A 13,705-nucleotide genomic window follows, 5' to 3' on the forward strand; every position below is an offset into this window, starting at 1 on the left:
GGAGCTACTGTCATGTCTGAAGCAATGGACAACTGGGCGGAAGCCGAACGCAACAAGCGCAAGTGGCTGGCCGAACACGGGATGTATTCCGAGACCGAGGAAAAGGCCAATTGCGGCGTCGGTCTCGTGGTGTCGATCGACGGCCAGAAGAGCCGCAAGGTGGTCGAGGCCGGGATCAACGCGCTCAAGGCGATCTGGCACCGGGGGGCCGTCGATGCCGATGGCAAGACCGGCGACGGGGCGGGCATCCATGTCCAGATCCCGGTGCCCTTCTTCCATGACCAGATCAAGCGCACGGGCCACAACCCGCGCCAGGACGAGCTGATGGCCGTGGGCCAGGTCTTTCTGCCGCGCACCGATTTCGGTGCCCAGGAACGCTGCCGGACCATCGTCGAGACCGAGGTCCTGCGGAAGGGCTATTACATCTACGGCTGGCGCCACGTGCCGGTCGACGTGTCGGTGCTGGGCGACAAGGCCAACGCGACGCGGCCCGAGATCGAGCAGATCATCATCTCGAATTCCAAGGGCGTGGATGAAGAGCGTTTCGAACGCGAGCTTTACGTCATCCGCCGGCGGATCGAGAAGGCCGCGGCGGCCGAAGGCATCCACGGGCTCTACCTGGCGTCGCTGTCCTGCCGGTCGATCATCTACAAGGGCATGATGCTGGCCGAGCAGGTGGCCGAATTCTATCCCGACCTGAAGGACGAGCGTTTTGAATCGGCCTTCGCGATCTATCACCAGCGCTATTCGACCAACACCTTCCCCGAATGGTGGCTGGCCCAGCCGTTCCGCATGCTCGCCCATAACGGCGAGATCAACACGCTGAAGGGCAACATCAACTGGATGAAGAGCCACGAGATCCGCATGGCCTCGGCGGCCTTCGGCGAGATGGCCGAGGACATCAAGCCGATCATCGCCGGCGGCTCGTCGGATTCGGCAGCCCTGGATGCGGTGTTCGAAGTGCTGGTCCGGGCCGGCCGGTCCGCGCCGATGGCCAAGACCATGCTGGTGCCTGAAAGCTGGTCCAAGCAGGCGGTCGAACTGCCGCAGGCCTGGCGCGACATGTATTCCTATTGCAACTCGGTGATGGAACCCTGGGACGGCCCGGCCGCCCTGGCCATGACCGACGGCCGCTGGGTCTGTGCCGGGCTGGACCGCAACGGCCTGCGCCCGATGCGCTATGTCGTGACCGGTGACGGCATGGTCATCGCCGGCTCCGAGGTGGGCATGGTGCCGACCAACGAGGCGACGGTGGTCGAGAAGGGCGCGCTTGGCCCCGGCCAGCTGCTGGCCATCGACATGGTCGAGGGCAAGCTGTTCCACGACACCGACATCAAGAACAAGCTGGCGGCCAGCCAGCCCTTTGGCGATTGGGTCGGCAAGATCACCGATACCGACGAGGTGCTCGACAAGGCCGACGAGACCCCGCTGTTCGAAGGCGCCGAGCTGCGCAAGCGGCAGATCGCGTCGGGCTACAGCATCGAGGAAATCGAACAGATCCTCATGCCGATGGCCGAGGACGGCAAGGAAAGCCTGGCGTCGATGGGCGACGACACGCCGTCGGCCGTGCTGTCCAAGCAATACCGCCCGCTCAGCCATTTCTTCCGCCAGAACTTCAGCCAGGTGACCAACCCGCCGATCGACAGCCTGCGCGAATTCCGCGTGATGAGCCTGAAGACCCGGTTCGGCAACCTCAAGAACGTGCTGGATGAGGACAGCTCCCAGACCGAGATCATCGTTCTGGAAAGCCCCTTTGTCGGCAACGGCCAGTGGGACCAGCTGACCGAGCAGTTCAACGCGCCGCTGGTCGAGATTGACTGTACCTTTGCCCCGGGCGCCCGCGCCCTGAACGAAGGCCTGGCCCGCATCCGGTCCGAAGCCGAGGATGCCGTGCGCTCGGGCGCCGGCCACCTGGTGCTGACCGACCAGCATTCGGGCGAAGGCCGCGTGGCCATGCCGATGATCCTGGCCACCAGCGCGGTGCATTCGCACCTGACGCGCCAGGGCCTGCGGACCTTCTGTTCGCTCAACGTGCGCTCGGCCGAATGTGTCGATCCGCATTACTTCGCCGTGCTGATCGGCTGCGGCGCGACCATCGTCAACGCCTACCTGGCCGAAGACACGCTGGCCGACCGGATCGGTCGCGGCCTGTTCGACGGCACGCTGAACGAGGCGGTCGCGGCCTATCGCGAAGCCATCGACCAGGGCCTGCTCAAGATCATGGCCAAGATGGGCATCTCGGTGATCTCGTCCTATCGCGGCGGCCTGAACTTCGAAGCCGTGGGGCTGAGCCGCGCCATGTGCGCCGAGTATTTCCCGGGCATGACCAGCCGGATTTCCGGCATCGGGGTCAGCGGCATCCAGCGCAAGGCCGAAGAGATCCACGCCAAGGGCTGGACCAGCGGTCTGGACGTGCTGCCCATCGGCGGTTTCTACAAGGCGCGGAAATCGGGTGAGACCCACGCCTGGGAAGCCTCGTCGATGCACATGCTGCAGATGGCCTGCAACACCTCGTCCTTCGAGATCTGGAAGCAGTATTCGAAGAAGATGCAGTCCAACCCGCCGATCCACCTGCGCGACCTGCTGGACTTCAAGCCCCTGGGCGAGCCGATCCCGCTGGAAGAGGTCGAAAGCATCACCGCGATCCGCAAGCGGTTCGTGACGCCGGGCATGTCGCTGGGCGCGCTCAGCCCGGAGGCGCACAAGACGCTCAACGTCGCCATGAACCGCATCGGCGCGAAATCCGACAGCGGCGAAGGCGGCGAGGATCCGGCACATTTCGTCCCCGAGCCCAACGGAGACAACCCGTCCGCCAAGATCAAGCAGGTGGCCTCGGGGCGCTTTGGCGTGACCGCCGAGTACCTCAACCATTGCGAAGAGCTTGAGATCAAGGTGGCCCAGGGCGCCAAGCCCGGCGAGGGCGGCCAGCTGCCGGGCATGAAGGTCACCGACCTGATCGCGCGTCTGCGGCATTCGACCAAGGGCGTGACCCTGATCTCGCCGCCGCCGCACCACGACATCTACTCGATCGAAGACCTTGCCCAGCTGATCTATGACCTCAAGCAGATCAACCCGCGCTGCAAGGTGACGGTCAAGCTGGTGGCGTCTTCGGGCGTCGGCACGATTGCCGCCGGGGTGGCCAAGGCCAAGGCGGACATCATCCTGATCTCGGGCCATAACGGTGGCACCGGGGCGTCGCCCGCGACGTCCATCAAGTACGCCGGCCTGCCATGGGAAATGGGCCTGACCGAAGCGCACCAAGTGCTGTCGATGAACCACCTGCGCAGCCGCGTCACGCTGCGCACGGATGGCGGTCTGCGGACCGGGCGTGACATCGTCATGGCCGCGATGCTGGGCGCCGAGGAATACGGTATCGGCACCGCTGCCCTGATCGCCATGGGCTGCATCATGGTCCGCCAGTGCCAGTCGAACACCTGCCCGGTGGGCGTCTGCACCCAGGACCCGGCCCTGCGCGACAAGTTCACCGGCAATGCGGACAAGGTGGTGAACCTGATCACCTTCTACGCCCAGGAAGTGCGGGAAATCCTCGCGCAGCTTGGCGCGCGGTCGCTCGACGAGGTGATCGGCCGGGCCGACCTGCTCAACCAGGTCAGCCGTGGTTCGGCGCACCTGGACGACCTGGACCTGAACCCGCTGCTGATCACCGTCGATGGCGCGGACAAGATCGTCTATGACCGCAACAAGCCGCGCAACGCGGTGCCGGACACGCTGGACGCCCAGATCGTGCACGATGCCGCGCGGTTCCTGGAAGAAGGCGAGAAGATGCAGCTGTCCTATGCCGTGCAGAACACGCACCGCACCGTGGGCACCCGCACCTCCAGCCACATTGTCCAGAACTTCGGCATGCGCAACGCGTTCCAGCCGGACCACCTGCATGTGAAACTGCAGGGTAGCGCCGGCCAGTCGCTGGGGGCCTTCGCGGCTCCGGGGCTCAAGATCGAGGTCTCGGGCGATGCCAACGACTATGTCGGCAAGGGCTTGTCGGGCGGTTTGATCGTCGTGCGCCCGCCGCAGGTCTCGCCGCTGAAGGCGGACGAGAACACCATCGTCGGCAACACCGTGCTTTACGGCGCGACGGACGGCTACCTGTTTGCCGCCGGCCGGGCCGGGGAGCGGTTCGCGGTGCGGAACTCGGGCGCCAAGGTGGTGATCGAGGGCTGCGGGTCGAACGGTTGTGAATACATGACCGGGGGCGTGGCCGTGATCCTGGGAGACATCGGGCCGAACTTTGGCGCGGGCATGACCGGGGGCATGGCCTATCTCTACGATCCCGAGGGCAAGGCCGAGACCATGATGAACATGGATACGCTGGTGACCTGCCCGGTGACCGTCGAGCATTGGGAAGCCGAGCTGCACGAGCTGATCACCGGCCATGCGACCGAGACCTTCTCGCGCAAGGCCAAGGACATCCTGCAGCATTGGGAGGTCGAGAAGGGCAATTTCCTTCAGGTCTGTCCGAAGGAAATGCTGGCCCACCTGGCGGCACCGCTGACCATCGAGGACAAGGCGGTTCCGGCCGAGTGATCGCATCCCGGGCGCGGAGACCCCGCGCCCGGCCGATCCGGCCCGGGGTCGATTTTCGGATCGGTCGCGGGTCTGTCCGGGACGGAGTGAAAAATTTGACGCCCGCGGGGTCCTTGCCGGCCGCGCGGGCGTTTCGCATCCGCGGCAAACAGGATAGTCTGGCCGCCCCGGGGCAAAGAGCGGATCAGGCGTGGCGAAGAAGGCCTCAAAGAGCAGCAAGACGGGCAAGCAGGGCAAGACCGGACGCGCCGGGCGGGCGCGGCTGCGGCCGGGCTACTGGGTCTATCGCATCCTGCTGCGCGTGCTGGCGGGCTTTGTCGGGCTGGCGACGCTGCTGGTGTTTCTCTACGTCTTCGTGAACCCGCCGGTGACCTACACGATGTGGGAGGAATACGGCCGTTACGGGCCGCTGGAACGCGATTGGGTGCCGCTGGAGGACATTGCCCCGGTGATGGCGCGGTCGGCGGTGGCAGCCGAGGATGCCAATTTCTGCCTGCACTGGGGATTCGATGTCGAGGCGCTGAAGGCCGCGATGGAAGGCGGCGGGCGGCGCGGCGGATCGACGATCAGCCAGCAGGTGGCCAAGAACGTGTTCCTCTGGCAGGGCCGGTCCTGGCTGCGCAAGGCGATGGAAGCGATGATCACCCCGATGATCGAAGCGGTCTGGTCCAAGCGGCGAATCCTCGAGGTCTATCTGAACGTGGCCGAAACCGGCCCGGGCATCTTCGGGGTCGAGGCCGCGGCCCGGCATTATTTCGACGTGTCGGCTGCCGACCTGTCGGCCGAGCAGGCCGGGCGCATCGCCGCCGTGCTGCCTGCCCCGCGCACGCGCGACCCCGCCGCGCTGTCGCCCTCGCTGCGGCGCCGGGCGGCATCCATCACCGACGGCGCGGCCACGATTGCAGCGGATGGCCGCGCGGATTGTTTCGAGGATTGAATTCCGCCACCGCTGGGCGTTACAACCGCTGCATTCCCTCATGACGAAGACCCCTATGGCCCGTCTCTTCCACGTCCCCCTGTCGCCCTTTTGCCGCAAGGTCCGCCTGTCGCTCGCCGAGAAGAAGATCGAGGTCGAGCTTGTCGAGGAGCGGTACTGGGAAAAGGATGCCGATTTCATGCGGCGCAACCCGGCCGCCAAGGTCCCCGTGCTGCGGCTGGACAACAAGCTGATGGCCGAAAGCGCGGCGATCTGCGAATATCTCGAAGAGACCCGGCCCGACCCGGCGCTGCTGCCCAAGGATCCCGACGGGCGTTATGAAGTCCGCCGGCTGGTGGGCTGGTTCGACGACAAGTTCCACAACGAGGTGACGTCGAAACTGCTTTACGAGCGGGTCAACAAGAAGGTCATGGGCCAGGGCTTTCCCGACAGCCGCAACGTCAAGGACGGGGCCAAGGCGATCAAGTATCACCTGGATTACATGGGCTGGCTGCTGGATCACCGGCGCTGGCTGGCCGGCGACGTGATGACCCTGGCCGATTTCGCCGCCGCGGCGCATCTGTCGGCGCTGGATTACATCTCGGATGTCGACTGGAACCGGTCGGCCGTGGTCAAGGACTGGTACGCCAAGATCAAGTCGCGCCCGGCCTTCCGGTCGATCCTGGCCGACCAGATCCCGGGATTCCCGCCACCGCCCCATTACGCCGACCTGGATTTCTGACCGGGGGTCTGACCGGGTTCTGCCGGGCCGGAAGGTGCGCCGGATGGCCGCCGACGGAGGGTATTTTTACCAAGAAGAAGACAGGGGCGCGGCTTGGGCTTCGGGCCGGGGGCGTGTAATCAGCCGTCATGGACATGGATGCGCTCAAGGACCGGTTGAAGGCCCAGGCCCTGGACGAGGGATTCGTGGCCATGCGCATCTGCCGGCCGGATGCGGTGCCCGAGGTGGCCGGGCGGCTGCGGGCCTTTCTTGACGCGGGATACCACGGGCAGATGGGCTGGATGGCCGACCGGGTGCATTGGCGGGGCGATCCGGCGGCACTGTGGCCCGAGGCGCGGTCGGTTGTCATGCTGGCCGAAAGCTATGCCCCCGAGGACGATCCGCTGCCCCTGCTGGAACAGCGCGGGCGGGGGGTGATCTCGGCCTATGCGCGGGGGCGGGATTACCACGACATCGTCAAGAAACGCCTCAAGCGGGTGGGGCGCTGGCTGATCGACGTGGCCGCCCGGGCGGATCACCCGGCGCAGATCAAGGTCTTTGTCGATACCGCCCCGGTGCCGGAAAAGGCCCTGGGCCAGGCCGCCGGCCTGGGCTGGCAGGGCAAGCATACCAACCTGGTCAGCCGCGACTGGGGCAATTGGTGTTTCCTGGGCGCGATCTTTACCACGCTGGACCTGCCCGCCGATGCCGCCGAGCGCGACCATTGCGGGCAATGCCGCCGCTGCCTCGACATCTGCCCGACAGGAGCCTTTCCGGCGCCCTACCGGCTGGATGCGCGGCGCTGCATTTCCTACCTGACCATCGAACACAAAGGCCCGGTGGACGAAGAGCTGCGGCCGCTTCTGGGCAACCGGATCTATGGCTGTGACGATTGCCTGGCGGTCTGTCCCTGGAACAAGTTCGCCAAGGAGGCCTCGGACCTGCGCTATGACGGCCAGGCCACGGCCCCGCTGGGCGAGCTGGCCGCGCTGGACGATGCCGGGTTCCGCGCGCGGTTCTCGGGTTCGCCGATCAAGCGCATCGGGCGTGACCGTTTCGTGCGCAACGTGCTTTATGCCATCGGCAATTCCGGCACGCCGGGCTTTCTGCCCGTGGCCCGCGCCCTGGCCGCCGACCCGGATGACACCGTGGCCGACGCCGCCCGCTGGGCCGTCACGCGCCTGGGTGGCTGATCACTCGGCCGCCTTGCGCCGGGGCAGGACCCAGTCTGGCCGCGGGAAATGGCAGGTATAGCCGTTGGGAAAGCGCCTGAGGTAATCCTGGTGCTCGGGCTCGGCTTCCCAGAACTCGCCGACCGGCGCGACTTCGGTCACCACGCGGCCGGGCCAGATGCCCGATTGGTTGACGTCGGCGATCGTGTCCAGGGCGGTCTGGCGCTGGTCCTCGGATTCGAAGTAGATCGCCGAGCGATAGCTCAGCCCGATGTCGTTGCCCTGGCGGTTCATCGTCGTGGGATCGTGGATCTGGAAGAAGAATTCCAGCAGGTCGCGATAGGAAATCACGTCGGGGTCGAACCAGATCTCGATGCCCTCTGCATGGGTGCCGTGGTCGCGGTAGGTCGCGTTGGCCACGTCGCCCCCGGTATAGCCCACGCGGGTCTTGTCGACGCCCGGCAGCTTGCGGATCAGGTCCTGCATGCCCCAGAAACACCCGCCGGCCAATACGGCGCGTTCACGCTTCGTCATCAAATGTCCTCCACGAATTCCAGGAACTCACCATAGCCCTTTTCGACCATTTCGTCACGATGGACGAATCGCAGGGCGGCCGAGTTGATGCAATAGCGCAGGCCGCCCCGGTCGCGCGGCCCGTCGGGAAAGACATGGCCCAGGTGGCTGTCGCCGTGTTTCGACCGCACCTCGGTGCGCACCATGCCATGCGACCGGTCGACCAGCTCGACCACGTGGTCGGATACGATCGGCTTGACGAAACTGGGCCAGCCGCAGCCCGATTCATACTTGGTCGACGACGCAAACAGCGGCTCGCCCGACACCACGTCGACATAGATGCCCGGCTCCTTGTTCGCCAGGTACTTGCCCGTGCCCGGCCGCTCGGTGCCGCTTTGCTGCGTGACAAAGAACTCCTCTTCGCTCAGCCCGGCCAGGGCCTCTTCGGTCTTTGCGTAGCGTGTCATGAAAGGCTCCTTTCGAGCTGCTCGTCTCAGAATGTGGCGCGGATTGCGCCGGTTCCAAGCCCCGGCGGCAAAATCGGCCGGCCCTGTCGCGGACAAGTCAACTCCGGCAGATCAGCCTGGGGCAAACGGGGGCCACCCCCTGCTGCTTCTTTCTCTTCTCAAGTATTCCCGGGGGAGTCCTCGTTCACGAGGACGGGGGCAGCGCCCCCTCTCTACCCGGTCCGGTCCTGGCGCGCGATCTGGACGGCCAGGATGCCGGCGGTGATGATCGCCACGCCGACCATGTCCATCACGCTCAGGCTCTCGCCCAACAGCAGCGCCGCGATGCCCACCCCGAAGACCGGGTTGAGGAAATGGAAGGTCGCCGCCCGGATCGCCCCGATCCGGTCCAGCAACATCACCCAGACAAGGGTCGCCAGCAGCCCGGGCACCAGCGTCGTGTAGAGGAAGGCCGCCAGCAGCGGCCAGCTCGGCTCGACCCGGGGCGTTTCCACCACGCCGGCCACGGCCAGCAGGATCGCCGCCCCGATCAGCATCTGCAGCCCGACGATCATCATGAAATTCCCGCCCGAGGTCGCCCCCCGGATCGCCAGGGTCGCAAAGGTCAGGGCCAGCACGCCGACCAGGCACAGCATCACCCCCAGCGGATCGGCCCCGCCCGAGATCCGCGCGCCCATGATCAGCGCCACCCCGGCCGTCCCGGCAATCAGCCCGATCACCCCCAGCGGGCCCAGCCGCTCGCCAAAGATCAGCCAGCTGGCCAGCGCCACCAGCAGCGGCATGGCCGAGGCGATGATCGCGGCCATCGAGGCTTCGACCCATTGCATGGCGACAAAGTTCAGCCCCAGGTACAGCGCGTTCTGGCAGATGCCGAAAAGGATTGTCGCCCGCCATTGCGCCCGGGTCAGCGACCAGCTCTGGCCCATCGCCCGGGCGATGATCACCCCCAGCAGGCCGGACACCAGGAACCGGGCCGCCAGTGAAAACAGCGGCGAGGCATCGGCCACGATGATCCGGGCCGAGGTAAAGGCGGATGACCACATCAGGGCAAAGGCCAGGCCCATTGCCAGCGCGCGCAGATCCATGGATGACACTCCCCGGCCGTTCTCGCGCCGACCGTCCCGCAAATGCCCGCCGGCCGCAAGGCGGCGCGGGGCGAATTCCGGCTCCCGGGCTGTCGTGATCCCGCCCGCTGGCCACGATGTGGACAGCCGCGCGGATGCCGGGCCGCAGCCCGCGGGATCGCCTGGCCGGAAAAGAAAAAGGGCCGTCGCATGACGGCCCCGGTGGATGGCGATCGCCCTGGCCTCAGGCCTCGGCGTTCACGCTGTCCTTGAGCGCTTTGGCAATGGTCATCTTGACGACCTTGTCGGCTTCCTTGGTAAAGGTCTCGCCGGTTGCCGGGTTGCGCACTTCGCGCTCGGGGCGCTCGCGGCAATAGATCTTGCCGACGCCGGGCAGGGTCACTGCACCGCCGGCCGAAACCTCGCGGGTGATGATGCCGATGATGGCTTCCAGCGCGCCGGTTGCGGCTTTCTTGTCGGTGCCCATTTCCTCGGCCAGAGCGGCCACGAGCTGGGTCTTGGTCATGGGTTTGTTGGCCATGTTCTGTGCTCTCCTATTTCTGCCCGATTTATGGGGCCTCAATGCAGGAATGTAACGTGATCTTGTGGGATCACACAACGTTTGGGGGTCCGAAAGATGCACAGAAGTCGCACTTTTCAGTTGTTTTGAGCGATTCCCCGCGCGTTTCGCCCGGGTTGCCCGCCTTTCGGACCGGCGTTGCGGGGCTAGAGCGGCCCGGCGGCGCGGTCAAGGGGGTCTGCGCATCGCGATAGCGGCCATGCACCAGGGGTCAGACACACCGCCCGGGCCTTGATAACAAGGCCGGAGAACCGGTCTTGACAGCCCGGCCGCCGGTGACGCGACGGCAGCAACGGCCGGGCGTCCTCTGCGCCCGGCCCGCCCGGTGGGATCAGAGAAAGGCGGTTTCGTCGAAGGACCGCAGTTTCCGGCTGTGCAGCCGCTCCAGCGGCATGGTCCGCAGGGTCTCCATCGCCTTGATGCCGATGGCCAGGTGCCGGCTGACCTGGCTGCGATAGAAATCCGATGCCATGCCGGGCAGCTTCAGCTCGCCGTGCAGGGGCTTGTCGGACACGCAGAGCAGCGTGCCATAGGGCACCCGGAACCGATAGCCGTTGGCCGCGATCGTCGCGCTTTCCATGTCCAGCGCGATGGCCCGCGATTGCGACAGGCGCTGCACCGGGCCGGACTGGTCGCGCAGTTCCCAGTTGCGGTTGTCGATCGTGGCCACCGTGCCCGTCCGCATGATGCGCTTGAGGTCATATCCCTGCAGCTCGGTCACGTCCTCGACGGCCTGTTCCAGCGCCACCTGGATCTCGGCCAGCGCCGGGATCGGCACCCAGACCGGCAGGTCGTCGTCCAGCACGTGGTCTTCGCGCAGGTAGCCATGGGCCAGCACGAAATCTCCCAGCGCCTGGGTATGGCGCAGCCCGGCGCAATGGCCGACCATCAGCCAGGCATGGGGCCGCAGCACGGCGATATGGTCGGTCGCCGTCTTGGCGTTCGACGGGCCGACGCCGATATTGACCAGCGTGATGCCGTTGCCGTCCGGCCGCTTGAGGTGGAACGACGGCATCTGGGGGGTCTTGTCGGCCGGGGCCAGCACGTCGTCGGGCCCGGTGATCTCGGCATTCCCGGTCGAGACAAAGCTGGTGTAGCCGCTGTTCGGATCGGCCAGCGCGGCCCGGGCAAAGGCCTCGAACTCGCTGACGTAGAACTGGTAGTTGGTGAACAAAACGTGGTTCTGGAAATGCTCGGGGTCGGTCGCCGTGTAATGGCTGAGCCGGGCCAGCGAGTAATCCACGCGCTGCGCCGTGAAGGGCGCCAGCGGGCCGGTGCCATCGGGCGAGACATAGGTGCCGTTGACGATATCGTCGTTGGTTGTCGTCAGGTCGGGCACGTCGAAATAATCGCGCAGCACGAAATTCACCGCGCCTTCCTGGGGCACGGTCAGCCCGCCGACGGCGAAATGCACCGGGATCGGCGTGTCGGACGCGCCGATGGTCACCGGCTGGCCGTGGTTCTCGATCAGCAGGCGGATCTGCTGGGTCAGGTAGCTGCGAAAGAGATCGGGCCGGGTGATCGTCGCGGCATAGGTGCCGGGCGTGTAGACATGGCCAAAGCTCAGCCGGGTATCGACCCGGGCATGGCTGGACGTGGTCAGCCGCACCTCGGGGTAATAGGCGCGCATCCGCATCTCGGGCGCCTGGCCGGACATGGCGGCCTTGAACCCGTCGGTCAGAAAGGCGGTGGCGGCGTTGTACAGCTCTTCCAGCCGGTCGACGGCGGCTTCGGCCGTGTCAAAGGCTTCGGGGCCGGGGATCTTGGGGGTGGTCAGCTGGGTCATGCAAGCGGCTCGAACAACGGGATTTTCTGGAAGCTGCGGACATCGACCAGGCCAAGGTCGGAAATGCGCAGCTCGGGGATGACAACCAGCGCCAGCAGCGAATGCTGCATGTAGGCGTTGTTGAGCGTGCAGCCGCAGCGGGTCATCGCCTCGACGATCTGCTGGGCCTTGGCGGCGACCTCGGTGGCCGGCGCGTCGGACATCAGCCCGGCGATGGGCAGTTCGACCAGCGCCAGTTCCTCGCCCTCGCGAAAGATCGTCACGCCGCCGCCGACCTCGGCCAGCCGGTTGGCGGCCAGGGCCATCTGGTCGCGGTCGGTGCCGACGACGATCATGTGGTGGCTGTCATGGGCAACGGTCGAGGCCATGGCCATCCGGCCAGTATAGCCAAAGCCCGAGACAAAGGCGTTGGTCACGCCGCCGGTCGCCTGGTGACGTTCGACCAGCGCGATCTGGCAAACCGTGCCCTCGGCCTCGACCAGCCCGCCCTGCACCGGCAGATCGGCCTTGAGCGCCTTGGTCGGGGCCTGGTTTTCCACCACGCCGATGACATTGGCCCGCACGGCATTGGCGCCTTCGGGCGCGGCGATCTCGAAATCCCTTGCCGCCAGATCATGGCCCAGCCGCACGGTCTGCCGCGCGCTGTCGGGCCAGTCGTAATGCGGGCAATCGACCAGGCATTCGCCGTCCCTGGCCACGACCTGACCACGGGCGATGACCAGCTCGATCGGCAGGTCGGTCAGGTCCGAGGTCAGGATGACATCGGCCCGGCGCCCCGGGGTCAGCGAGCCGATCTCGCGTTCCAGCCCGAAATGCGTGGCCGTGTTCAGCGTGGCCATCTGCAGGGCCACAAGCGGGTCGCAGCCGCAGGCGATGGCATGGCGCACGACGCGGTTCATGTGACCGTCGTTCACCAGCGTGCCCGAATGGCAATCGTCGGTGCACAGGATGAACCCGCGCGGATCGAGCCCCTTTTCGGTGACCGCCGTGATCTGCGCCTCGACATCGTACCAGGCCGAGCCCAGCCGCAGCATCGAGCGCATGCCCTGGCGGACCCGGGCGATGGCGTCTTCCTCGCGGGTGCCTTCGTGGTCGTCGGCCGGCCCGCCGGCGACATAGGCCGCGAAATCGTCACCCAGGTCGGGCGAGGCATAATGCCCGCCCACTGTCTTGCCGGCGCGCTGGGTCGCGGCGATCTCGGCCAGCATCTTGGGATCGGCGGCGGCAACACCGGGAAAGTTCATCATCTCGCCCAGGCCCACGATGCCCGGCCAGGTCATCGCCTCGGCCACGTCCTCGGGGGTGATTTCAAAGCCCGTGGTTTCCAGTCCCGGCGCCGAGGGCGCGCAGGACGGCATCTGGGTGAACACGTTGACCGGCTGCATGATCGCCTCGTCATGCATCATGCGCACGCCCTCGATGCCCAGCACATTGGCGATTTCATGCGGGTCGTGGAACATCGACGTGGTGCCATGGGGGATCACCGCCCGGGCGAATTCGGCGGGCGTCAGCATGCCGCTTTCGATATGCATATGCGCATCGCAAAGCCCGGGGATCATGTAACGCCCCTCGGCCTCGATCACCTGCGTGTCGGGCCCGATCCGCGCGCCGGCATCCGGCACGACACAGGCAATGCGGCCATGGGCGATGACGATGTCGTGGCCGGGCAGGGTTTCGCGGGTGTGGACGTTCACCCAGGTGCCGCCCCGGATGACCATCTCGGCAGGCGCCCGTCCGGCGGCTACGGCAACAAGAAGGGGGGCAACGGCGGGCCAGTCGGGAAAGCTTTGGTGTTCCATGGTCTGATTTTGTGGATCGGCGCGGAAGGTGCAAGCGGTTTTCGGGCCGGGATAGGGGCACCGGGTCACAGGGGTATGACGCGCGATGCACCGGGTTGCCCGGCGGTTCTGCGAATCTCCGGGCCGTGTTATCCCTGCGTCG

Annotated in this window: 10 protein-coding genes; 4 read left to right on the forward strand and 6 right to left on the reverse strand. The window is 66.4% G+C overall.

Translation table 11 applies throughout. The features are described from left to right. Window positions 1-12 precede the first annotated feature (12 nt). The 4 genes from gltB (at window position 13) to queG (ending at window position 7,375) form a co-directional block, all read left to right on the forward strand. The gene (gene gltB, locus ACK3BB_RS03815; protein WP_428927407.1) at window positions 13-4,545 is read left to right on the forward strand and encodes a glutamate synthase large subunit; all 4,533 of its coding nucleotides are present in this window, start codon (window positions 13-15) and stop codon (window positions 4,543-4,545) included. A gap of 190 nt (window positions 4,546-4,735) precedes the next feature. After that, complete coding sequence (gene mtgA / locus ACK3BB_RS03820) at window positions 4,736-5,482, forward strand: monofunctional biosynthetic peptidoglycan transglycosylase (protein ID WP_428927408.1); 747 nt, start codon at window positions 4,736-4,738, stop codon at window positions 5,480-5,482. A gap of 55 nt (window positions 5,483-5,537) precedes the next feature. Then, window positions 5,538-6,203: a glutathione S-transferase family protein gene (locus tag ACK3BB_RS03825; RefSeq protein ID WP_428928813.1), complete on the forward strand. Its 666-nt coding sequence runs from the start codon at window positions 5,538-5,540 to the stop codon at window positions 6,201-6,203. A gap of 134 nt (window positions 6,204-6,337) precedes the next feature. Then, entirely contained in the window at window positions 6,338-7,375 is a 1,038-nt protein-coding gene (gene queG, locus ACK3BB_RS03830; RefSeq protein ID WP_428928814.1) for a tRNA epoxyqueuosine(34) reductase QueG, read from the forward strand. Here the strand turns inward: queG and msrA are convergent, their stop codons facing one another. From msrA to ade, 6 genes are all read right to left on the reverse strand, one after another. Next, the gene (gene msrA / locus ACK3BB_RS03835; RefSeq protein ID WP_428927409.1) at window positions 7,376-7,888 is read right to left on the reverse strand and encodes a peptide-methionine (S)-S-oxide reductase MsrA; all 513 of its coding nucleotides are present in this window, start codon (window positions 7,886-7,888) and stop codon (window positions 7,376-7,378) included. Continuing rightward, window positions 7,888-8,334 (reverse strand): peptide-methionine (R)-S-oxide reductase MsrB, encoded by a 447-nt coding sequence (gene msrB, locus ACK3BB_RS03840; RefSeq protein WP_428927410.1) that lies wholly within the window; start codon window positions 8,332-8,334, stop codon window positions 7,888-7,890. The genes msrA and msrB overlap by 1 nt, the downstream gene beginning before the upstream one ends. A 212-nt stretch (window positions 8,335-8,546) precedes the next feature. Continuing rightward, complete coding sequence (locus ACK3BB_RS03845) at window positions 8,547-9,419, reverse strand: DMT family transporter (protein ID WP_428927411.1); 873 nt, start codon at window positions 9,417-9,419, stop codon at window positions 8,547-8,549. Window positions 9,420-9,642: 223 nt separating this feature from the next. Continuing rightward, window positions 9,643-9,939, reverse strand: coding sequence for an HU family DNA-binding protein (locus ACK3BB_RS03850; protein WP_428927412.1), 297 nt, complete (start codon window positions 9,937-9,939; stop codon window positions 9,643-9,645). Window positions 9,940-10,309: 370 nt separating this feature from the next. Then, on the reverse strand, window positions 10,310-11,764 hold the full coding sequence (locus ACK3BB_RS03855; protein WP_428927413.1) for an AMP nucleosidase: 1,455 nt from the start codon (window positions 11,762-11,764) through the stop codon (window positions 10,310-10,312). Next, window positions 11,761-13,563, reverse strand: a complete 1,803-nt coding sequence (gene ade, locus ACK3BB_RS03860) for an adenine deaminase (protein ID WP_428927414.1) — start codon at window positions 13,561-13,563, stop codon at window positions 11,761-11,763. Before ade ends, ACK3BB_RS03855 begins: the two co-directional genes overlap by 4 nt. Window positions 13,564-13,705: the final 142 nt, after the last annotated feature.

It is taken from the genome of Marinibacterium sp. SX1 (genome assembly GCF_050389775.1).
In the GTDB taxonomy this organism is placed as follows: Bacteria; Pseudomonadota; Alphaproteobacteria; order Rhodobacterales; family Rhodobacteraceae; genus Marinibacterium.